Consider the following 19978-nt stretch of genomic DNA (forward strand, 5'->3'; position numbering starts at 1 on the left):
TCAGTAGACAGGCGCCTCGCCCTCGGGGCGGTGCTTGAAGCGGCGATGCACCCAGTAGTATTGCTCCGGCATGGTGCGGACCTGCTGCTCCAGGAACTCGTTCATGCGCAGCGCGTCGACCTTCTCGTCGCCGGAGGGGTAGCCCGTCAGCGCATCGAATATCTTCAGCTTGTAGCCGCGGTAGCCAGGCAGGACAGAGGTCGTGAAGGGCACGACGCGTGCGCCGCTGAGCGCGGCCAGGCGCGACACCGAAGTGAGCGTGCAAGCGGGGACGTTGAAAAACGGCACGAATACCGAATCGCGCAAGCCAAAATCCATGTCCGCCGCGAGCATCAGCGGCATGCCCGACTTGAGCGCGCGCAAGGCCTGGCGCACGCTGCCATTGCGCGGGATCATCTCCGTGCCGAACCTGCCGCGCTGCTGCTTGGCGAGCTGTTCCAGCAACGGGTTCGACATCTTCGTGTAGAGCGAGGCCACCGGATGCTTGATCGAGTAGAACATGCAGCCGGCCTCGATCGCCACGAAATGGAATCCCAGGAAGATGGTCGGGCCGGCCTCGGCATTGCCGAGTTCGATGGCGGAGTCCAGTTCAACCAGGTCATTCAGCTGGCCGGCGTCGCCATACCATTGCACGCCGCGTTCCAGGTAGCTTCGGATCACGTGGCTGAAATGCGCCTGGCCCAGGGCATGGCGATGCGCTTCGCTCCTGTCGGGAAAGCAAAGCCGCAGGTTGGTCTGCACGACGCTGCGGCGCCGGCTTGGAATGCGATAGAGCAGGGCGCCCAGGCCCATGCCGACACGGGCGCACACGCTATAGGGTAAGGCGGCGAGCAAACGCAGCAGGCTGATGGTGAAAAATAGTCCAATACGCTGGATCATCCTGTTCCTGAAGGGTTGCCGCGTGGCGCGATGCGCCGCCTTTGCCAGGTGGCGCGGGCGTGCGCTGTCTCGCGTGAATGACGCGGCAGTGGTGGTGATTGCCAGCTGGTGGGCTTGCGGGGCCTGTCGGGCCCGCCTTGTTGGTGTGGTGCTATGGCGCCGCGTCGATGCGGGCGCGTGGCTGCATCATTGAAGGTCCGGGACCGGCGCCTGCTGCGGCGCTAGTTGCCAGCCCTGCGCATCGACGTTCTTCCCGTCGCGGTAGATCCAGCCGGTGCCGCAGGCCTGGCATACAAAGGTACTAACCGTCATCGCAGGGCGGCGCGGCACCTTGATGCGTTGCGTGTCAGTAATCCTGAGCAACGCATGGCCTGGCGAGCCACCACGGTTGGTGTCGATGGCGAGGCAGGCTGGGCAAGGCGACATGCGGAATCCGGCGGCGGAAGGTGGGTAACTGTAGCACGTTGATGCTGCCATAAACCGCCGCCGCCAGCTTGTGTCTGTTCACGCACGCGGGGGCGCCCGAGGCGGGAAAAAGGCCGCGCCTGCAACCGATGGGGCACTTTTCTCTTCGGCAAGTTGACATGCCTGTCCCAGCCCTGTATAAATGTTGGTGCAGGATCTTTCAAGCGGTTACTCCGATGTTATGGATCGTCCCCTCCAAGCGGCGATTCGTTTGCTCCATGTTCCTTCCTTGATCGTCATGCCTGGTGAGCATCAGGCTCATCCAGAACTTTTAAGGTTTAAAGGATATCCAGCATGGAAACCGGTACCGTCAAGTGGTTCAACGACTCCAAGGGCTTCGGCTTCATCACCCCTGACGCAGGCGGCAACGACCTGTTCGCGCATTTCTCGGAAATTCAAGGCGGCGGTTTCAAGTCGCTGCAAGAAGGCCAGAAAGTGCGTTACGTCGCAGGCGTTGGCCAAAAGGGCCCCGCAGCGACCAAGATCGAGCCGATCTAATCGAGCCGATTCGAATCGCCTAGAAGAAAGCCCCGCTTAGCGGGGCTTTTTTACCGACCGGGAATCATCGCGGTGCGCAAGCGCCAAAACATCATGCCTATGGTCGAATCCATCCTTCTTGCCGCCGTCCGGGTCTCGTCGTTCGAGGGCCAGCAGCCGCTGACCAATGCGAGCGGATTTTTTCGAGCGCGACGGCCGGCTCTTCGTGGTGACCAGTCGCCATGTGGTGTTCGACGAGCCAAGCAAGCACCACCCGGACCGTATCGAGATCGAACTGCACAGCCAGCCGGAAAACATGGCCGACTCGATCGGCTTTTCGATTCCGCTATACCGTGACGGGCTTGCGGTCTGGCATGAAGGCGAGGACGGTGGTGGCCCGGTCGATGTCGCTGTGGTGGAACTCGAGCGCAAGGCGTTGCCGCCCACGCTGCTCTATCGGGCATTCACGCCGGAGCATCTGGCGCAGCCTTCCGACCGCGTCGAGGTGGGCGACTCCCTGTTGATCGTTGGATTTCCGCTGGGTTTTCATGACGCGCTCCATCATTTGCCGGTTGCGCGCCAGGCCGTGATCGCTTCCTCCTACGGATTGCGTTTCCAGGGCCAGGGGTTTTCCTGACCGATGCCAGGACCCATCGCGGCACCAGCGGCGCGCTCGTGGTCTCGCGCATGCGCGACGGCCGGGGCGACAAGCTGGACCTCCCGTGGATGCTGCTCGGCATTCACTCCGCCCGCTTCGACGTCGGCTCGCGCGACCTGGCAGAGGACGAAGTGCTTGGGCTGAACTCGGCCTGGTATGCGGACATGCTGCTGACCCTGACCGATCCCGCGGCGGCAAAGCCCGCGCGGACCGCGCCTGGCGCTACAAGTGCAAGTGCCACTGCCACCGCCAGTGCCAGTGCCACTGCCACTGCCACCAGTGCCGCTGCTGCCACCGCCGCCGTTGGCAATGCTGCGGCCACGCCTTCAGCTGCTGCTGCGGCTGCTGCTCCTCCCGCGCCTGTTCCCGCGCCAGTCCCGCCCGCTCGGCCAAAATAAAGGTCATGGGGCTGCTCCCAATAGGAGTAGAGTGGGACTCAGTGGAACTGTGGAGTGCATCATGGACGTCAATCCGATTGCCAGCTACAAAGGGTTCGACTTATACCCTCTCGTCTACAAGCATGCGGTGGTGCGCAACTGGCCGGAACGCAGGCCGGACCGGACCTTCGATGCCGCCGTTGTGATCTGCCGCGAAGGTGGCGAGCCCGAGGGCGAGCAGGCCCGTACGTTCCGCCTCGATACCGTGCCGTGGGACAATGTCGGCGCTGCGCGCCGTGGTGTCGTTCGTTATGCCGAGGACATTATCAACGGCGCGATTCCCGGGCAATCCGTCGTATCGCTCTGACGCCTGAAGCGATATGCGGCAATGTCCGTCGTTGCACGAGGATGACGCAGGCGCGCCTGTCATGTCCTCGCCTGTCCCTGGCTTGGCCAAGCTGCCAGCCACCGCTACATCGTCGCCAGTTGACGAGATCCCCGGGATGTCCTGCTTGTCCATCGGACCGACGGTGCGCCGGTCGTTCGCCGGTGCGGCGTCATGCTAGATCTCGTTGCCTTCGTGAAGCCGGTCCTTGACGAGATTACCGGGCAGGATGTCAGGATCTGGCCGACAGGGCAACGCGTGGTGACTGCAAACTGGCAGATCCCTGATGCCAGGAGCCTTACCTGGTCAGCCAGGACGCTTGAAATCGAGATGGCGCAGGACGTCGCGGAGCAGTTAAGCAACGCGGACCAAAGCGCCTTATATCAACTACAACGCAGCCTTGACCGGTATCTGCGCGCACGCCTTGGCGTCCATTGCAAGCAGGACAATCCAGGGAACGCGATCGTGATCGTCGTCGATCGCCTGATGGCTCCCTAGCTTGCCCGCGTGCTGGCGCATTGGGCCTCGGCATTGGCCATTGCAAGCGAACCGGCACAAGGCCAGCTGCGGCATCCAGCCGCCTGGAGCACTACATGAACACAACGCCTTCCGCCAGCTACAAGGGATTCGACCTTTATCCGCTGGTATACAAGATCCAGCCCGCGCAATCCTGGCCGAGGACCAAGCCGGATCGCAGCTTCAATGCATCCGTGGTGATCTGCCGTGAGGGCCATCGGCCCGGCAGCGAACGCACTCGCGTATTCCGCCTGGAAAGCACACCATGGGAGAATATCGGCACGGCGCGCAGGGGTGCCGTGAAGTTCGGTGAAGATATTATTAACGGACTGATTCCCGGGGAATCTGTGGCTACGCTGTAACGCTGCGCCGGCAGAATCTGGCGCAGGAGCGCGGCGTTGCCCGCGCTTGCCGTTATGCTGGCGTGTCGGCTGGTACCGTAGGGCCGGCCTGGCAGCTGCCAGGCAACGGGAAGCAAGAGGAAACGGGACCGCGCCGTGCAATGCCCGCCCTGCCGGTCTACCTGTCAAAACCTGCCGTGCGCAGTTGCGCCGGCCCGCAAGCGCATACGTCATGAACAAGGTTGCAACACCATCCAACTTCCTCTGCACGCTACCGGGACAAGGCAAGGGCATCGCCTACCACGTAGCCGTCAGCTTTCTCGACTCCAGCCATCCGACGGGCGTGCGCTTCACCAGTTTCGTCGGTGACGGCAGGCGTTCATTCGGGGTTCAGGCCAAGGAGGCGGCCTTGACGGGCGAAATGGTCGACAGCTTCGAGGCGTTGTGCCGGCTCGCGATCGGGCAAGCGATTCGTGACAACCTCTATGACAAGGCCGGCGAAGGAGACTACGTGCTGGACCTGGGGGCGCAGCCTTTCGAGGGCGAGTTGCGCCCGGTTGGCTCTCGCGTTGGCGCCAGCATGCCGCGCATGCGGTTTCCTGGCTGAGCCAGCGCTTTTCCTGGCACTGGCACGGGCGCGCAAAGCGCCCGGGAGGGTAGTGCTGGTCCGGACTAGACGCCGAATGCCGGGCTGCCGAAGCGGGCCAGCAGCGATTCGATCAATGCCATGTCTTCGGTTTGCGGCGTCCTGTCTTCCGTGGCGCGCGACGGGCCGCAATAGGTTGCGGCTACATGCCTGCGCACGGTAAGCACTTCATCCGCGGGGCGCTCCACCGTGACTGCCGGTCCCGGCACGTGGCGATAGCTTCCGCCTACCCAGCCGCCTGGCGTCAGGTGCATCTCTTCCCATTCTTCGCTGATCGACATGATTCTTCCTTTCGTTAGAGGGTGGGAGGGGCCGCGGGTCAACAGCTTGACGGCGCGGCGGCGTATCGCCTAGCAGTATCAATACTTGTGGCGATAGTTGATCCGGCCCTTGGTCAGGTCGTAGGGCGACATTTCCAGCGTGACGCGATCGCCGGCCAGGATACGAATGCGGTTCTTCTTCAGGCGCCCTGACGAATAGGCCCACACCTGGAAGCCATTTTCCAGGATGACGCGAAAACGGTTGTCCGGCAGTACTTCCGATACTTGTCCACCAAATTCCACTAGTTCTTCTTTAGCCAAGGATGATCCTTTTGCAGCAAGACCTGCTGCACAGTAGGTTGAGACGCATGCGGGTTGCTTTTCGTGTGGCCGGCTTATTGCAGGCGCATATCGGCAGCGACGCTCTCGGCCGCGCGTCGGGCGGCCTGTTTAGCCAGGGCTTCGGTGCCATGCGTGGCATGGCGCATCGAGACGTTGGCGACGATGCATTCGGAGCCGTTCTTGTATTCGGCGATCAGGTAGGTCGCAAACCACACGCCTGGCTCTTGTTGTATTGGGTACACCGACACGGTGTACGGATTGACGCGAGTGGTGCTATTGGTGCTATTGGTGCGAATGATGCTTTGATTCAAGGTGTTGCCCTTATGCGGGCGGACGATCTGAGGCAACGTTGAGCGCATCTCGTGGTGCGCCGCGTGCTCTCTTCTGGCGATCGGTCGCCGTGTTTGAGCTTGCCCAGCAACGTCAGGTCCCGCGCGTTTGCGCGAGAAAGGTAGCTGGTGATGAGTGGACCGTGCTTGCGCAGGCTGATGCGCCAGGTACATGCGCACAGGTTGCGGAGCGGACATGCCGCCGGGTCGGGAGGGTGATGGGCGGTTGTCGCCCTGAACGAATCGGGTGTACGCCCGACAGGCCGCCGTTGATATTTTTTGATGATGTCTGGCAGCCGGCACGTTTGGGCCGACTAGAAGGAAGTCGGCGAACGGCCAAGACTGGCAATGATACCATTTTCCGTCAATCGGCGCTCGCCCGCGGATTTGGGCGTACGATAGACATAGCGTTGCGCATAGGCGCCCCTCGTGGCGCCGGTGTGGCGCGGCGCTACCTGTCGTATCCCGCGAAAAGCCGGTGCCCGATGCCGGGCAGGCCGCAACTGAGCGAGGTGATCGATGCCGGAGAGTTTTTTCTATCAGGGCCACTACGTCAACTTCGAGCTGACGCAGCGCACCTTCGGCCAATGGAACTGGGTCTATACACTGGATACGCACGGCCGTTTTGAAAACCAGGGCAACGCGTTCAGCTCGCGCGAGCTGGCCATGAAGGATGCCCTGGAGAACGCCAAGGCCCGGATCGAGCGCCTGGGGCACTAGCCAAGTGGCATCTGGCGCCTGGTCGCCTTACTTGCCCTCGTCGGGAATGTTGTACTGCGCCTGCATCGAGACCGTGAACGGTCGGATCTTCTCGATGCACGCGGCGCTGTCGCCGCCTTCCATGGTGGACAGGTTCCAGTTGCAGCCGCCTGCGTCCGGCGCATGCCAGCAAATGTCGCCAAAACAGGCGCCGCTGCATTCCTCGAACTTCTGCTGCTCGGCGCGAATCATTGCGCGCAGTTCTGCCTTGTTCTTGATTTGTCGGTCCATGGTCGTCTCCTGTTTTTTCGTGGGGAAGTCTTGCTGGGCGTGGCTGCGGCCAGGCCGGTCAGGGCGGCCGCGCGATGGACTGCAATTCCGGGCGAATCGAGGGGGCGGGACTACTTGCGCTTGACGAAGGTGGACATGTCGTCGATGACGGTCCTGGCATAGGACACGGCCAGGTCGATGGCATCGTGCGGCGTGTGCGCGACATGCTCGAGCAAGGGTGGCACCAGCCTGAGCGAACCGCTGTCGCCGCTGACCTGCGTGATGGTCACGGTGGCGAGAAAGCTCGCCCGTGCGAGTTCGGCACTGGGGCTTTCGTCGAACGAGCGGCGTACATTGGCCGAAACCTTGAACCCCTTGTAGATCGCATGATTTTGAGACATGTTGATCTCCTTTCTTCAACGAGCATACGCTGTTTGCCTGGTGGCGTCCGATTTACTTGGTGGCGCAAGGGCAGGTGGCTATAACCCGCCGGCCGATGGCGTTTTTCCCGCTTCGGTAAAGCACAGGCGCCTCGCGCGCGATATTTCCCTGAACGCGGGAGTAAGCGGGTATGCTGGATCTGCCGCCTGGCACGCAATGCAGTAACCCACTCGTGGAGACACACCATGGCCAAAGGTCAATTACGCGGCAATCGCGAAACCAAGAAGCCCAAGCAACCCAAGAAGCCGGTTGCGCCTGCAGCACCGTTCGGTGCGGTCCAGTCGCGCGTCGGCAATGATGGCACTGCAGGCAAGAAGAAGTAATCAAGACGCGAATAAAGCGCAACTAATGCGCAACTGAAGTGCAACTGAGACGGAACGTCAGGCCGGACCGTGCCATCTTGCTTTGCAGCAAGAAGCCCGGGGTGCCGCCGCTACCGGCGCGCGCCCGTTTGGCCCCTGACGTTCACCCGATGCGGTGGCGGTGACAAGCTGCCGCCGGGGCGTTCGAGACACCGGGAGTGCAAGATGAGGCGTGACATGTCCTTCGCGGACCGCGTGCTGACGGCACTGCGCGCCGACAGCCAGGCGATGATGACGGATCTCCAGCTCGCCAAGGCGCTGGGCAATGCCGATGCATCCAAGCTCAGCCACCATTTACTTCTGCTTCAGGATTCGGGCCTGGTCGCCAAGACCGCTACCTCCGGGTGGCGCTTGACCTGGGCCGGCCACGACCGCGCGGAGGCGCGCAGCGTGGCCTAGCAAGCAAACCACCCGCCATCAAGTAAAAAGCCCGTGGCCATTGCGGCACGGGCTTTGTCACGCTCTTTGTCACGCTATTTCTTGTCGGCGGGCTGCGCGGCTTGCGGGTCGAACTGACCGGGCTGGGAGGTATGGCGTTTCTCGCCGGGTTGCTGGAAGTGTGTCTTCCAGGGTGTGGTCGGCGCCTTTTGCTGACCAGGCTGCCTGGGACTGTAATGCATTCAATACCCCCATCGATGTCCGTGCGTGCCGGACCGGCACTCCCCTAGTGTAGGCTGATGCAGGCCCATTCCCTAACGCTGTTACCGATGAGGCGCCTGCGGCGGCGTTGCCATGCCAGTGTCATTCCTCCTGGAACGCTTCCTCGCGCTTGGCTTTGATCGACGGCAGGGCAACGATGCAGACCAGCAGCGCCGCGGCAATCAGCAGGCCGAGCGACAGCGGACGGGTCAGGAATACGGTGAACGTCCCCCGCGACAGCAAGAGCGCGCGGCGGAAGTTCTCTTCCATCATTGGCCCCAGCACAAAGCCCAGCAGCAGCGGCGCCGGCTCGCACTTGAGCTTGATGAACAGGTAGCCGATCACACCGAAGCCAGCCGCGGTAAAGACGTCGAAGGTCTGGTTGTTGACCGAGAACACGCCGATGCAGCAGAACACCAGGATGGCCGGGTACAGGAAGCGGTAGGGCACCTGCAGCAGCTTGACCCAGATCCCGATCAGCGGCAGGTTCAGGATGATCAGCATCAGGTTGCCGATCCACATCGAGGCGATCAGGCCCCAGAACAGCGCGGGGTTGCTGGTCATGACCTGCGGGCCCGGCTGGATGTTGTGGATGGTCATCGCGCCCACCATCAGCGCCATCACGGCGTTGGGCGGAATGCCCAGCGTGAGCAGCGGGATGAAGGAGGTCTGCGCCGCGGCGTTGTTGGCCGATTCCGGGCCTGCCACGCCCTCGATGGCGCCCTTGCCGAATTCATGCGAGTACTTGGAAGTCTTCTTCTCCAGCGAGTAGGCCGCGAAGGACGCGAGCGCCGCACCGCCGCCGGGCAGGATACCGAGGATGGAGCCGAGCGCGGTACCGCGCAGCACTGCTGGCGCCATGCGCTTGAAGTCAGCCTTGGAGGGCCACAGGTTGCTAACGTGATCGGTGAAGGTCTCGCGATGTTCCTTCTGCTCGAGGTTTGCGATGATCTCGGCAAAGCCGAACATGCCCATGGCCAGCGCGACGAAGTCGACGCCGTCGGTCAGTTCCGGCACATCGAAGGAGAAGCGCGCGGCGCCCGAGTTCACGTCGGTGCCGATCAGGCCCAGCAGCAGCCCCAGCACGATCATGGCAACCGCCTTGGGCAGCGAGCCCGAAGCCAGCACCACGGCGCCGATCAGGCCCAGGCACATCAGCGAGAAATATTCGGCGGGCCCAAACTTGAATGCCAGTTCCGACAGCGGCGTGGCAAACGCGGCCAGGATCAAGGTTGCCACGCAGCCGGCAAAGAAGGAGCCCAGGCCGGCGGTGGCCAGCGCCACCCCGCTCGCCCTCGCCGCGCCATCTGGTAGCCATCGATGGTGGTCACCACCGACGACGATTCACCCGGCAGGTTGACCAGGATGGCGGTGGTGGAGCCACCGTACTGGGCGCCGTAGTAAATGCCGGCCAGCATGATCAGCGCGGCCACCGGCGGCAGCGTGTAGGTCACCGGCAGCAGCATGGCGATGGTCGCCAGCGGCCCGATGCCGGGCAGCACGCCGATCAGCGTTCCCAGCACGCAGCCGAGAAAGCAGTATCCAACGTTCTGCAGTGTCAGCGCCGTGGAGAACCCAAGGGCCAGGTGTTCGAATAGTTCCATGAGGCTGTCTCCCTCGCCTGCAGTGAAACCCGGGCCGCGCATCTGCCGGAAGGCAGGTACGGCGGACCAGGCTACGCGCGGTATTTTTTACGGAATTGCGCGCGAATCGGAGGAAGCTGGCGCGGCGCGATGCCACGCTGGTTTCCGCCACAGATCGTCATCGACAGCAGGCGCGCGCGCTTAGGCGCACCCCAATGGCTTACCCAGCACAGTAGGCGCGGGTGCTTTCATCCGCCTTTCAGCGACGGCCGCTGCGGGTATGTCCCGATACGTTTGAGTGACGCCGGAGATTCCTCGGGCCTGAAAAGCCAACGCCCCGGCGAAAACCGGGGCGTTTTCACATGGCCTGCCGCTAGCCTGGCAGGCGAACGGGCGCAATGCTCACTGCTTCGTATCCTTGCCCATGGCGTCCTTGCCCATCGTGTCCTTGCTCATGGCGTCCTTGCTCATGCTGTCCTTGCCCATTTTGTCCTTGCCCATCTTGTCGTGGCTCTTGCTCATCTTGTCCTTGCTCATCGAGTCCTTGCTCATGGTGTCCTTGGCCATGCTGCTGTCACTGCTCATGGCATCCTTCTTCATGGCGTCCTGGGCAAAGGCATGACCGGCGAACAGCATCGTGGTCGAGAGCAGTGTGGCTGTGAAAAGTTTGTTCATGAAGATCTCCTTGGGGTGGTCAGTGTGCAAGCCGGCACCATGCCGGCCAATTTCAAGCGGATCAGGATCCGCCGAACCAGTTGTATCCCTGGTCTTCCCAGTAACCGCCGGGATACGTGTTGGTGACGTACAGCGCCATGATGTGCTTGGGGTTCTTGTAGCCAAGCTTGGTCGGCATGCGCAGCTTCATGGGAAAGCCGTACTTGGGCGGCAGCGTTTCCCCGTCGTAGGTAAAGGTCAGCAGCGTCTGCGGGTGCAGCGCGGTGGGCATGTCGATGCTGGTGAAGTAGTCGTCGGCGCAGCGAAAGCCCACATACTTCGCGCTGGTGTCGGCACCCACGCGATGCAGGAACTCGGAGAAGGGCGTGCCGCCCCACTTGCCGATGGCGCTCCAGCCTTCCACGCAGATATGGCGCGTGACCTGCGAGGTCTGCGGCAGCGCGTAGAGCTCGTCGAGCGTCCAGGATGCCTTGCGTGCCACCAGGCCGCCCACTTCCAGGCGGAAATCCTTTGCGTCGACCTCGGGCACCTCGTCTTCGCCGTAGAAGGCATTGAACGGGAACGGCCTTGTCATGCGGGATTCGTCATAGGTAGGCGCGAGCCGGCTGGGGTCGAACAGCCAGCCTTGCACGCGATCGTTGAAGCGCGATACCGCGGAAAGGAAGCGTTCCACCGAGGCATCGTCGGTCAGGCTGCAGCCCGTCAGCATCGACAGCCCGCCCAGCGTGACGACGCGCTTGGCGAACAGGCGGCGCGAGGGCATATCGAGTTCGCGCACGGCATCGCGCAGGATCAGACGACGGTCGAGCGTGACGATGGGTTTGCGTTTGTTCATGGCGATTCTCCGCGAGGCGGGTTCCTGGCCTCTCTGGCTTCTCTGGGTTCGGGGCGGGCAGGCGTTCAGCGGCCGCGCAGCATGATCAGCAAGGTGCGCGGTACCAGCGCCACCATGGCCACATGCACGACGGTGAACAGCACGATGGCGCTCATGCACACGAAATGGACCCAGCGCGCCGCGTCGTAGCCGCCCATCAGGTCGCGCAGCAGCGGGAACTGCACCGACTTCCAGATCGCCAGGCCGGACACCACCGTGAGCACGATGATCACCACCACGCCCAGATACATGGCTTTCTGGGCCGCGTTGTATTCGGCCAGGTCCGGGTGCGCCAGCCGGCCGCGCAGCGCCGCGGCGATATCGCGCAGCGCGGCGGGCACCGACAGCGGCAGGAAGCGGCGGCGGAACCGCCCGGTGATGGCGTTCATCAACAGGTAGAACAGCCCGTTGGCGACCAGCAGCCACATGGCGGCGAAGTGCCACTGCAGCGCGCCACCCAGCCATCCGCCGAGCGTGATGGCCTTGGGGAAATGCAGCCCGAACAGCGGCGACGCGTTATAGATGCGCCAGCCGCTCATCATCATGATGATGACGGCGATGGCGTTAAGCCAATGGGTGATGCGCACCCACGCCGGCTGGATGGTGGCGGACGAATGTCCGCGGCGGCCGTGCGCGGTCCGCGATAGCTGGGAGGCTGTGTCCACCGTTGTTCTCCAATGTCCCGTGGCGCCCGCAGGTGCGGCTGCAACGGTTTATGTGCCTTTGTCGACGGTGGTGGCACGAACTTACACGCGGGACGGAAATTTTTTGTGGCACGCGGGCACGTCGGCAACGGGTATCCCCGGCGTCACTCGGCGAGCTCGGCGAAAGAAGGTACGGACTGTTGGGCGACGCATGGACGGCTACCCGCACTCTTGACATTAGCACTCCGCCCGCGAGACGCCAAAGGCAATCGATACCCGCTTCCCACGGCCCGCTACAATGCTGGCGGGCTGCGCGGACAGCGCTGCTCCACCGCGCTGGAGCCTGCAGCCCGGCCCGCCCGTAATCGCAACGCAATCGCAAACCGCCATCGCCCCGACACCCTCCACGGACCCCAGGATCTCCGCATGCCACTGACCGCCGAGCAGCTCACCGAATACATGGACTTCGCCGCAGGCCTGGCGCAGGCGGCCGGCAACGCCAGCCTGCCGTACTTTCGCAGCGCCCCGGCGGTAGAGGACAAGGGCGGCCGGCGCTTCGACCCGGTCACCGCGGCCGACAAGGCCGCCGAGCGCGCCATGCGCGACCTGATCCTGGCGAAATACCCGGAGCACGGCATCCTTGGCGAGGAAGAAGACCGCGTGGCCGGCAGCTCGCCGCTGACCTGGGTGCTCGACCCCATCGACGGCACCCGTGCCTTTATTACGGGGCTGCCGCTCTGGGGCACGCTGATCGCGCTCAATGACGGCCAGCGTCCGGTGATCGGCATCATGGACCAGCCGTTCACGCGCGAGCGGTTCAGCGGCGATGGCAGCCAGGCATGGCTCAACGGCCAGCCCCTGCGCACGCGGCCGTGCGCCGACCTGGCGCAGGCCAAGCTGATGTGCACCACGCCGGAGATGTTCGAGGATGCGGCGCAGTTCGCCGCCTTCCGCCGCGTGGCGGACGCCGCTCGCATGCAGCGCTACGGCGGTGATTGCTATGCCTACTGCATGGTCGCCGCGGGCCATGTGGATGCCGTGGTCGAGGCTGGCCTGAAGGCATACGACGTGCAGGCGCTGATTCCCATCGTGCAAGGCGCCGGCGGCGTCATGACCAGTTGGACCGGCGGCGATGCGCAGCAGGGTGGCACAGTCGTTGCCTGTGGTGACCCGCGGCTGCACCAGCAAATCCTCGCGCTGCTGAATGCGCCTGATTGAGCACTCCTGTGGCTCGGGGCGCCTGCCGGGCTTGCTATCATGCTGGCCGCAACGTCCGGCGCGGGGAAAAGCCAGGCCAGCCAGCCCAGCCATCCCGGCCCGGACTTAACCATGCAGTAGGGAAGAAACCAGAAACATGATGTCAAACGCTTGCGGCCTCGATTTCGGCACGTCCAATTCCACGGTGGGCTGGTGCCGGCCGGGACAACCCACGCTGTTGCCGCTGGAAGATGGCAAGCTCACGCTGCCCTCCGTGATCTTCTTTCATTCCGAGGATCCGCTGGTCAGCTACGGCCGCGCCGCGCTTGGCGACTACCTGGCGGGCTATGAGGGCCGGCTGATGCGCTCGCTCAAGAGCCTGCTCGGCACCTCGATGATAGAGGACAGCACCGAGGTCATGGGCCAGGCCATGCCGTTTCGCAAGCTGCTCTCGCACTTCATCGGCGAGCTCAAGCAGCGCGCCGAGACCTCGGCCGGCGCAAGCTTCGACAAGGTCGTGCTGGGCCGCCCGGTGTTCTTCATCGACGAAGACCCCAAGGCCGACCAGCTCGCCGAGCAGACGCTGCGCGAGATCGCCGCGGATGCCGGCTTCAAGGACATCGAGTTCCAGTACGAGCCGATCGCCGCGGCCTTCGACTACGAAGCCACGATCTCGCGCGAGGAACTGGTGCTGGTGGCCGACATCGGCGGCGGCACCTCCGACTTCTCGCTGGTGCGCCTGTCGCCCGAGCGGGCCGGCAAGGTCGACCGGCGTGGCGACATCCTGGCCAATGGCGGCGTGCACATCGGCGGCACGGACTTCGACAAGAGCCTGAGCCTGGCGAGCGTGATGCCGTTCCTGGGCCTGGGCAGCGAGCTGCGCAACGGCAAGGCGATGCCTTCGGGCCAGTACTTCGACCTGGCGAGCTGGCATACCATCAACCTGGTCTACACCCGCAAGGCGTGGTCGCACGTGATGGACAACTATCGCGATGCCGCCGACAAGGTAAAACTGGACCGGCTGATCAGCCTGATCAAGCAGCGCGCCGGCCACTGGCTGGCGATCCAGGTGGAAGCCGCCAAGATCGCCTTGTCGGGCGAGCCGCAGACGCAGCTCGACCTCGGGCGCATCGCGCCGGGCGAGACCATGGCGATCAGCCGCGCTGACTTTGACCAGTCCATCGGCAAGCTGGTTGGCAAGACCGAGGTGACCGTGCAGGCGTTGCTGCGCGATGCGGGCGTGCAGGCGGATGCAATAGACACGGTGTTGTTTACCGGCGGCTCGAGCAGCGTGCCTTTGCTGCGCGAGCGGTTGTCCGAGCTGATCCCGGGGGCGCAGCGGATCGAGGGCGATCTGTTTGGCGGCATCGGTTCCGGGCTGGCGCTGGATGCGCGGCGGAAGTTTGGGTGAGGGGATGGGTGGGGTAGGTTGACTGTAACTGCAACTGCAACTGCAACTGCAACTGCAGAATCAGCTTCAGCTGCTTGACTGCAACGTCGAAAGCTTAAGGTCAAAGGCAGTTTCACCTCCCCTGCAGGGAGGCGACCTACTTTCTTGTCTCGCCAAGAAAGTAGGCAAAGAAGGCGACCCGGATGGGGCGAAAGACTCCTCGTCGCCAGGCCAAAAGAGCGGCCGGGACCCAAACTCGCATCGCCTTAGGGCGATGCTCAAACATGGGTCCCTCTTTTCCGCTCTTTTGGCCTGGCGACGAGGCGCCCCATAACGGGAGATGCAAACCTTCACGGCTCGCTTCGCCTCGCGCGTGGGTGATTTCCGCCTGGGGGCGGAAATCACGGCTATACCGAATGGTTCTCTATTCCCGTCGGTTTGCTCCCTCTCCCGCTTGCGGGAGAGGGGCCAGGGAGAGGGCGGGCGCTGGCAAGAGCGAGATACCCTAAACGACCTTGTGCCCCTGGCCGGGTGCCGTCCGTCATCCCCGCATGCTAATGTCCCATCTCCGCGAATTCGCCTCTCTGGTTTGCTCCCTCTCCCGCTTGCGGGAGAGGGGCCGGGGAGAGGGCGGGCGCTGGCAAGAGCGAGATACCCTAAACCACCTTGTGCCCCTGGCCACGTGCGGACCGTCATCCCCTCATGCTAATGTCCCATCTCCGCGAATTCGCGTTTTCGAAGAGGCACCACATGCATGCGGGTATCGTCGAAGCCAGCTACGGCTCCGATCCGGTTGGCCTGGTCAGCGGCTTTCGCTTCCTGCCCGGCGAGCCGGGCCAGCCCATCGATTCCGCCGCCGCGGCCGTGTGGCTCGGGCAGCCCCGCCGGGCGACGAGTTTCTCTGGCTGCACTTCAATTTGTCGCATAGCGCCTGCGAGCGCTGGCTCAAGGGCCAGCTCGACCTGCCCGAGGGATTCTTCGAGGCGCTGCGCGAGGGCTCGCGCTCCACGCGCATCGAGCGGCTCGACACGGCGCTGCTTGCCGTGGTCAACGACGTGATCTACAACTTCGGCGTGAGCACCACCGATATTTCCACGCTGTGGGCCTGTGCCGACCGCCGCATCCTGGTGACGGCGCGCATGAAGCCGTTGCGCTCGGTCGACCAGCTGCGCGCCTCGGTGCGCCAGGGCGAGCTGTTCCACACGCCGCTGGCGCTGCTGGTGCATTTGCTGCGCGACCAGGCCGAGGTGCTGGTGCGCATCGTGCGCGAAACCAGCGGCACCGTGGACCAGGTAGAGGATCGCCTGCTTTCGCAGCGCCTGCATGGCAACCGCGCGGAGCTCGGCTCCATGCGCCGTGGCCTGGTGCGCTTGCAGCGGCTGCTCGCGCCCGAGCCTGGCGCGCTGTTCCGCCTGCTCAACCGGCCACCTGCGTGGCTGCAGGAGCAGGACATCCACGACCTGCGCTCATCCACCGAGGAGTTCTCGCTGGTGCTGAGCGACCTGGCGGCGCTGGTCGAGCGCATCAAGCTGCTGCAGGAAGAAATCGCGGCCAAGCTCAACGAGCAGACCAATCGCACGCTGTTCACGCTGACGCTGGTCACCGTGCTGGCGCTGCCGATCAACATCGTCGCCGGTTTCTTCGGCATGAATGTGGGCGGGATTCCGCTGGCGGACCATCCACACGGTTTCTGGGTGCTGGTGGTGCTGGTGGCCAGCTTCACCGTGCTGGCGGGGCGCTGGGCCTTCCGCAAGCAGGGAGATTACTGAGCGCGCTGGCGACGATTCACGGGGACGTCACATCTCGCGGTTAGCCTGCCAGTGACCACGTTGTTGCGAACAGGAGTTAGCGATGAGACCAGACGAGAACGAGCTGATTCGGCGTATCCACCGCGAGGTGGCCGATCACTATGACGAAGAACTCGAGCTGGAGCTGGAAGACCACCATGTCGATACGCTGTTCGGCGACGCCGGCGGCGGCCTGGACGACGATGAGCGGGCCGCGCGGCGCCTGTACTTCCGTGAGCTGTTCCGTCTGCAGGGCGAGCTGGTCAAGCTGCAAAGCTGGGTGGTGGAAACCGGCCACAAGGTCGTGATCCTGTTCGAAGGGCGCGACGCGGCCGGCAAGGGCGGCGTGATCAAGCGCATCACCCAGCGGCTCAATCCGCGCGTGGCCCGGGTGGCAGCGCTGCCGGCGCCCAACGACCGCGAGCGCACCCAGTGGTATTTCCAGCGCTATGTCTCGCACCTGCCGGCGGCCGGCGAGATCGTGCTGTTCGACCGCAGCTGGTACAACCGCGCCGGCGTGGAGCGCGTGATGGGTTTTTGCACCGACGACCAGTACGAGGAGTTCTTCCGCTCGGTGCCGGAGTTCGAACGCATGCTGGTGCGCTCCGGCATCCAGGTGATCAAGTACTGGTTCTCGATCTCCGACGAAGAGCAGCACCTGCGCTTCCTCAGCCGCATCCACGATCCGCTCAAGCAGTGGAAGCTCAGCCCGATGGATCTCGAATCCCGCCGGCGCTGGGAGGACTACACCCGCGCCAAGGAAATCATGCTGGAGCGCACGCATATCGACGAGGCGCCGTGGTGGGTGGTGCAGGCGGTCGACAAGAAGAAGGCGCGCCTCAATTGCATCCATCACCTGCTGCAGCAGATGCCTTATGAAGAGCGCGTGCAGCCGGCCGTGGTGCTGCCGCAGCGCGAGCGGCACGACGACTACGCGCGCCAGCCGGTGCCGGACAACATGATCGTGCCGGAAATCTACTGAGCTATCGATCCATCCGGCAGGGCCGCGGCCCTGCCGTCCCGTCTTTTCCTTCCCTCAGTCCTTCTTCTTCACGTGCCGCAGCTCCGCCTCCCGCTGCGGCCGTGCCTCGATGATCTTCCTGCATTTCTTGTTCTTCAGTTCCTTCCACTGCTTGCATTCCTTGCGCGTGCGCAGGCAGCCCTTGCAGTAGCCGGTGGCGTCGTCGAACTTGCAGATCTTGACGCAGGGCGACTCCACGCTCATGCCGCGCTCCCGCAATCGGCGCGCCGCAGGATGAAGTCGGCCACGTCGTCGCGCACCGGCGCCAGCCAGTGCAGCGGGTCGGCGAACACGCCGATCAGCAGCGTGTGGGACAGGCGCGCATAGCTGCGGTACTGCACCGGCACGCCGCCTTGTTCCAGCCGCCTGGCCATTTGTGCGGAATTGCGCTGCGGGTTGACCAGGCGGTCGCCGTCGTCCACGCCGATGAAGGCTGCGGGTGAGCGTGCATCGGCGTAGTCGATCGGCTGCGAGCCGGGTGGATAGTCCGGATGATGGAACACCGGCTGCGCCTGGCGGTTCTCGATCGGCAGGAAATCGTAGACCCCGGCCAGCCCGATCCAGCCGCGCAGCAGGGTGGGGCTCATGTCGAAGCGGCCGAGCCAGCGCGCATCGAGCGCGAGCATGGCGGCGTTGTAGCCGCCCGCGCTGTGCCCCATCAGGAACAGCCGCCGCGGGTCGCCGCCGTAGCTGGCGATCTCGCTCCGCGTCCACGCGACCGCGCGCGCGTTGTCCACCAGGAAATCCGGATAGCTGACTTCGGGATAGAGGCGGTAGTCCGGGATCACGGTCAGGATGCCGCGCGCAGCCAGCGCTGCCGCGACGAAGGCGTAGTCGGCCTTTTCGCCGCTGCTCCAGGTGCCCCCGTAGAAGAACACCACGACCGGCGCCTTGCCTGCACACGCAGGCTGGCGCGGCGCGTAGATGTCGAGCCTGGCGCGCGGGCCATCGCCGTAGGGCACGCTGGCGCTCAGGGCATAGGCTTTGCTTTGGGTTAAGCCATTGAGCACGTCCGACGTGGAGCAGGCGCCAAGGCCGACCAGCGGCAGCGCCAGGAGGAATGAAAGAAAGCGCGGTCTGAACCTTGGCAAGGCTTCCTCGTCGGTAATTTTTTCAAGTGCCGCCAGCCATTCTTGCATAGTTGCGCGCAGTGCTTGCCGTGGTGCGCGGCGGGCCGGGAGGCAAGGCCTGGCCGCCGGGCATCGGGCGGATGCGCAGCAAGTTGAGTGCCACGCAAGCCTCGCACCGGTGCGCACCCTGCCTGGCTTCGGCTACTCTCAGTGAAGGCTCGCTACAGGAGGTACTCCTTGTTCGGCACCTGGGCATGGGTCATCGGCACGCTGCTCATCACCATGGGCTTGATCAGTTCGCAGGTAAAGCGGCTGCCGCTGTCGGCGTCGGCGCTCTACCTGCTGTTCGGCATCGGGCTCGGGCCGTGGGGGCTTGGCCTGATCCGGGGCGACGTGACGGATCGCGATCATGCGGCCGCGCTGGAGATCGTGACCGAGATCGCCCTGCTGGTATCGCTGTTCGCGGTGGGGCTGCGGCTGCGCGTGCATCCGCGCGATCGCCTCTGGCGCATTGCGCTGCGGCTGGCCACGGTGGGCATGCTGCTGACCATCGCCATGCTGTTCGCGATCGGCTTCTGGATCATGGGCTTGCCGGCGGGCGTGGCCCTGCTGCTCGCGGCCATCCTGGCGCCCACCGATCCGGTGCTGGCCTCCGACGTGCAGGTCGAGGATACGCAGGACCGCGACCGGATGCGCTTTAGCCTGACCGGGGAGGGCGGGCTCAACGACGGCGCCGCGTTTCCCTTCGTCATCCTCGCGCTTGGCCTGATGGGCGGGCAGGATCCCGGCATTGCCTGGCAGCGCTGGCTGTGGGTCGACCTGCTGTGGGCCTCCCTGGCCGGCCTGGCGCTGGGCTGGAGCATGGGCTGGCTGTGCAGCCGCGCGGTGCTGGCCCTGCGCAAGCGCCGGCGTGGCGCGGTCGGCATGGAGAGCTTCTTCGCCGTGGGCCTGATCGGGCTGGCTTACGGCGCCGCGCTGGCCGTGCACAGCTACGGCTTCCTGGCGGTGTTTGCCGCCGGCATGGCCATGCGCCACGTCGAGCACGAGGAGAACCAGGACATCGAGCCCGACGAAGTGCTGGGCGCGACCGTGTTCTCGGAGCAGGAGAGCACGGCCGTGCAGCACGACAAGGCTGCCGCCTACCTGGCCCACACCGTCAGCGAGTTCTCGCTGGACCTGGAGCGGCTCGCCGAGCTTAGCGTGATGGTGGCGGTGGGCGCGCTGCTGTCCGTGCGGATGCTGCGCTGGGAGTACCTCGGCCTGGGGCTGGCGCTGATCCTGGTGGTGCGCCCGCTGGCCGTGGCGATCTCCACCATCGGGGTTGCGCTGCAGCCGGCGCAGCGCCGGCTCATGGCCTGGTTCGGCGTGCGCGGCATCGGCTCGGTCTACTACCTGGCCTATGCCCTTGCGCATGGCGCGGATTTCCGCCATGGGGCCATGCTGGCCGACGCCACGCTCTGCGTGGTGGTGCTATCGGTGGTGCTGCATGGCTCATCGGCCACGCCCCTGATGGCGATGTACCGGCGCTGGCGCGGCGCCGCCAAGGCCTGAATCCGCTGGCGTGCGCGCCGGTCCTGGCGCCCGCCGACAATTTTCTCCCGCGTTAAAGCTCTTGTCCCGGATGCCGTTATTTGTGTGGCTTAGGGCTTGT

The 19978-nt window shown here is 64.4% G+C and carries 27 protein-coding genes and 2 pseudogenes; 15 read left to right on the top strand and 14 right to left on the bottom strand.

Annotated features, from left to right (window positions below):
• Window positions 1-879: a lipid A biosynthesis lauroyl acyltransferase gene (locus tag OMK73_RS32840; protein ID WP_267605671.1), complete on the bottom strand. Its 879-nt coding sequence runs from the start codon at window positions 877-879 to the stop codon at window positions 1-3.
• Window positions 880-1065: 186 nt separating this feature from the next.
• Window positions 1066-1305, bottom strand: a complete 240-nt coding sequence (locus OMK73_RS32845; protein WP_267605672.1) for a hypothetical protein — start codon at window positions 1303-1305, stop codon at window positions 1066-1068.
• A gap of 333 nt (window positions 1306-1638) precedes the next feature.
• Between OMK73_RS32845 and OMK73_RS32850 the strand changes: the two genes are divergently transcribed.
• The 7 genes from OMK73_RS32850 to OMK73_RS32875 all read left to right on the top strand — a co-directional run bounded on the left by OMK73_RS32850 (window position 1639) and on the right by OMK73_RS32875 (window position 4705).
• The gene (locus OMK73_RS32850) at window positions 1639-1842 is read left to right on the top strand and encodes a cold-shock protein (RefSeq protein WP_006157950.1); all 204 of its coding nucleotides are present in this window, start codon (window positions 1639-1641) and stop codon (window positions 1840-1842) included.
• 166 nt (window positions 1843-2008) lie between these two features.
• Window positions 2009-2458: a hypothetical protein gene (locus OMK73_RS39480; RefSeq protein WP_420715621.1), complete on the top strand. Its 450-nt coding sequence runs from the start codon at window positions 2009-2011 to the stop codon at window positions 2456-2458.
• A 50-nt stretch (window positions 2459-2508) separates the two neighbouring features.
• Complete coding sequence (locus OMK73_RS39485) at window positions 2509-2877, top strand: hypothetical protein (RefSeq protein ID WP_420715622.1); 369 nt, start codon at window positions 2509-2511, stop codon at window positions 2875-2877.
• 61 nt (window positions 2878-2938) lie between these two features.
• Window positions 2939-3223, top strand: a complete 285-nt coding sequence (locus OMK73_RS32860) for a hypothetical protein (RefSeq protein ID WP_267605673.1) — start codon at window positions 2939-2941, stop codon at window positions 3221-3223.
• 192 nt (window positions 3224-3415) lie between these two features.
• Window positions 3416-3739 (top strand): hypothetical protein, encoded by a 324-nt coding sequence (locus OMK73_RS32865; protein ID WP_267605674.1) that lies wholly within the window; start codon window positions 3416-3418, stop codon window positions 3737-3739.
• A gap of 95 nt (window positions 3740-3834) precedes the next feature.
• Window positions 3835-4119 carry a hypothetical protein gene (locus OMK73_RS32870; RefSeq protein WP_267605675.1) on the top strand — a complete coding sequence of 95 codons (285 nt, stop codon included), beginning with the start codon at window positions 3835-3837 and terminating at the stop codon, window positions 4117-4119.
• 211 nt (window positions 4120-4330) lie between these two features.
• Entirely contained in the window at window positions 4331-4705 is a 375-nt protein-coding gene (locus OMK73_RS32875; protein WP_267605676.1) for a hypothetical protein, read from the top strand.
• 65 nt (window positions 4706-4770) lie between these two features.
• On the opposite strand, the gene OMK73_RS32880 is transcribed toward OMK73_RS32875, so the two are convergent.
• From OMK73_RS32880 to OMK73_RS32890, 3 genes are all read right to left on the bottom strand, one after another.
• Window positions 4771-5025 (bottom strand): translation initiation factor 1, encoded by a 255-nt coding sequence (locus OMK73_RS32880; protein ID WP_267605677.1) that lies wholly within the window; start codon window positions 5023-5025, stop codon window positions 4771-4773.
• A gap of 78 nt (window positions 5026-5103) precedes the next feature.
• Window positions 5104-5325, bottom strand: coding sequence for a translation initiation factor IF-1 (gene infA, locus OMK73_RS32885; protein WP_006157957.1), 222 nt, complete (start codon window positions 5323-5325; stop codon window positions 5104-5106).
• A 74-nt stretch (window positions 5326-5399) separates the two neighbouring features.
• Window positions 5400-5693: an isochorismatase gene (locus OMK73_RS32890; RefSeq protein ID WP_324291792.1), complete on the bottom strand. Its 294-nt coding sequence runs from the start codon at window positions 5691-5693 to the stop codon at window positions 5400-5402.
• 501 nt (window positions 5694-6194) lie between these two features.
• Here OMK73_RS32890 and OMK73_RS32895 point away from each other — a divergent pair.
• Window positions 6195-6395: a hypothetical protein gene (locus OMK73_RS32895; RefSeq protein WP_267605678.1), complete on the top strand. Its 201-nt coding sequence runs from the start codon at window positions 6195-6197 to the stop codon at window positions 6393-6395.
• A 27-nt stretch (window positions 6396-6422) separates the two neighbouring features.
• Here the strand turns inward: OMK73_RS32895 and OMK73_RS32900 are convergent, their stop codons facing one another.
• Complete coding sequence (locus tag OMK73_RS32900; protein WP_267605679.1) at window positions 6423-6665, bottom strand: hypothetical protein; 243 nt, start codon at window positions 6663-6665, stop codon at window positions 6423-6425.
• A gap of 110 nt (window positions 6666-6775) precedes the next feature.
• Window positions 6776-7045, bottom strand: coding sequence for a GTP cyclohydrolase (locus tag OMK73_RS32905; protein ID WP_267605680.1), 270 nt, complete (start codon window positions 7043-7045; stop codon window positions 6776-6778).
• A gap of 225 nt (window positions 7046-7270) precedes the next feature.
• On the opposite strand from OMK73_RS32905, the gene OMK73_RS32910 reads away from it, so the two are divergent.
• Together OMK73_RS32910 and OMK73_RS32915 are read left to right on the top strand one after the other, a co-directional pair.
• Window positions 7271-7408, top strand: a complete 138-nt coding sequence (locus OMK73_RS32910) for a hypothetical protein (protein WP_267605681.1) — start codon at window positions 7271-7273, stop codon at window positions 7406-7408.
• A gap of 216 nt (window positions 7409-7624) precedes the next feature.
• Entirely contained in the window at window positions 7625-7846 is a 222-nt protein-coding gene (locus tag OMK73_RS32915) for a hypothetical protein (RefSeq protein WP_043344159.1), read from the top strand.
• A 74-nt stretch (window positions 7847-7920) separates the two neighbouring features.
• Here OMK73_RS32915 and OMK73_RS32920 read toward each other — a convergent pair whose 3' ends face one another.
• The 5 genes and pseudogenes from OMK73_RS32920 to OMK73_RS32940 all read right to left on the bottom strand — a co-directional run bounded on the left by OMK73_RS32920 (window position 7921) and on the right by OMK73_RS32940 (window position 11883).
• Complete coding sequence (locus tag OMK73_RS32920; protein ID WP_267605682.1) at window positions 7921-8067, bottom strand: hypothetical protein; 147 nt, start codon at window positions 8065-8067, stop codon at window positions 7921-7923.
• Between the two features lie 121 nt (window positions 8068-8188).
• Window positions 8189-9690: pseudogene (locus OMK73_RS32925) on the bottom strand (tripartite tricarboxylate transporter permease).
• A 381-nt stretch (window positions 9691-10071) separates the two neighbouring features.
• A complete protein-coding gene (locus tag OMK73_RS32930; RefSeq protein WP_267605683.1) occupies window positions 10072-10344 on the bottom strand; it encodes a pentapeptide MXKDX repeat protein in 273 nt (90 codons plus the stop codon).
• Between the two features lie 61 nt (window positions 10345-10405).
• Window positions 10406-11179 (bottom strand): molybdopterin-dependent oxidoreductase, encoded by a 774-nt coding sequence (locus tag OMK73_RS32935; protein WP_267605684.1) that lies wholly within the window; start codon window positions 11177-11179, stop codon window positions 10406-10408.
• 65 nt (window positions 11180-11244) lie between these two features.
• Window positions 11245-11883 (bottom strand): cytochrome b/b6 domain-containing protein, encoded by a 639-nt coding sequence (locus OMK73_RS32940; protein WP_267605685.1) that lies wholly within the window; start codon window positions 11881-11883, stop codon window positions 11245-11247.
• Between the two features lie 405 nt (window positions 11884-12288).
• Between OMK73_RS32940 and hisN the strand changes: the two genes are divergently transcribed.
• The 4 genes and pseudogenes from hisN to ppk2 all read left to right on the top strand — a co-directional run bounded on the left by hisN (window position 12289) and on the right by ppk2 (window position 17218).
• Window positions 12289-13080 (top strand): histidinol-phosphatase, encoded by a 792-nt coding sequence (hisN, locus tag OMK73_RS32945; protein WP_267605686.1) that lies wholly within the window; start codon window positions 12289-12291, stop codon window positions 13078-13080.
• Window positions 13081-13216: 136 nt separating this feature from the next.
• A complete protein-coding gene (locus OMK73_RS32950; RefSeq protein WP_267605687.1) occupies window positions 13217-14470 on the top strand; it encodes an Hsp70 family protein in 1254 nt (417 codons plus the stop codon).
• 729 nt (window positions 14471-15199) lie between these two features.
• Window positions 15200-16218: pseudogene (locus OMK73_RS32955) on the top strand (transporter).
• A gap of 82 nt (window positions 16219-16300) precedes the next feature.
• The gene (ppk2, locus tag OMK73_RS32960; protein WP_267605688.1) at window positions 16301-17218 is read left to right on the top strand and encodes a polyphosphate kinase 2; all 918 of its coding nucleotides are present in this window, start codon (window positions 16301-16303) and stop codon (window positions 17216-17218) included.
• 54 nt (window positions 17219-17272) lie between these two features.
• Here ppk2 and OMK73_RS32965 read toward each other — a convergent pair whose 3' ends face one another.
• Complete coding sequence (locus OMK73_RS32965; protein WP_267605689.1) at window positions 17273-17461, bottom strand: DUF1289 domain-containing protein; 189 nt, start codon at window positions 17459-17461, stop codon at window positions 17273-17275.
• Window positions 17458-18396: an alpha/beta hydrolase gene (locus tag OMK73_RS32970; protein WP_267605690.1), complete on the bottom strand. Its 939-nt coding sequence runs from the start codon at window positions 18394-18396 to the stop codon at window positions 17458-17460. The genes OMK73_RS32965 and OMK73_RS32970 overlap by 4 nt, the downstream gene beginning before the upstream one ends.
• A gap of 168 nt (window positions 18397-18564) precedes the next feature.
• Here OMK73_RS32970 and OMK73_RS32975 point away from each other — a divergent pair, with 168 nt between their 5' ends.
• Window positions 18565-19878, top strand: a complete 1314-nt coding sequence (locus tag OMK73_RS32975; RefSeq protein ID WP_267605691.1) for a cation:proton antiporter — start codon at window positions 18565-18567, stop codon at window positions 19876-19878.
• Window positions 19879-19978 lie beyond the last annotated feature (100 nt).

The organism is Cupriavidus sp. D39 (assembly GCF_026627925.1).
GTDB lineage: Bacteria > Pseudomonadota > Gammaproteobacteria > Burkholderiales > Burkholderiaceae > Cupriavidus > Cupriavidus ulmosensis.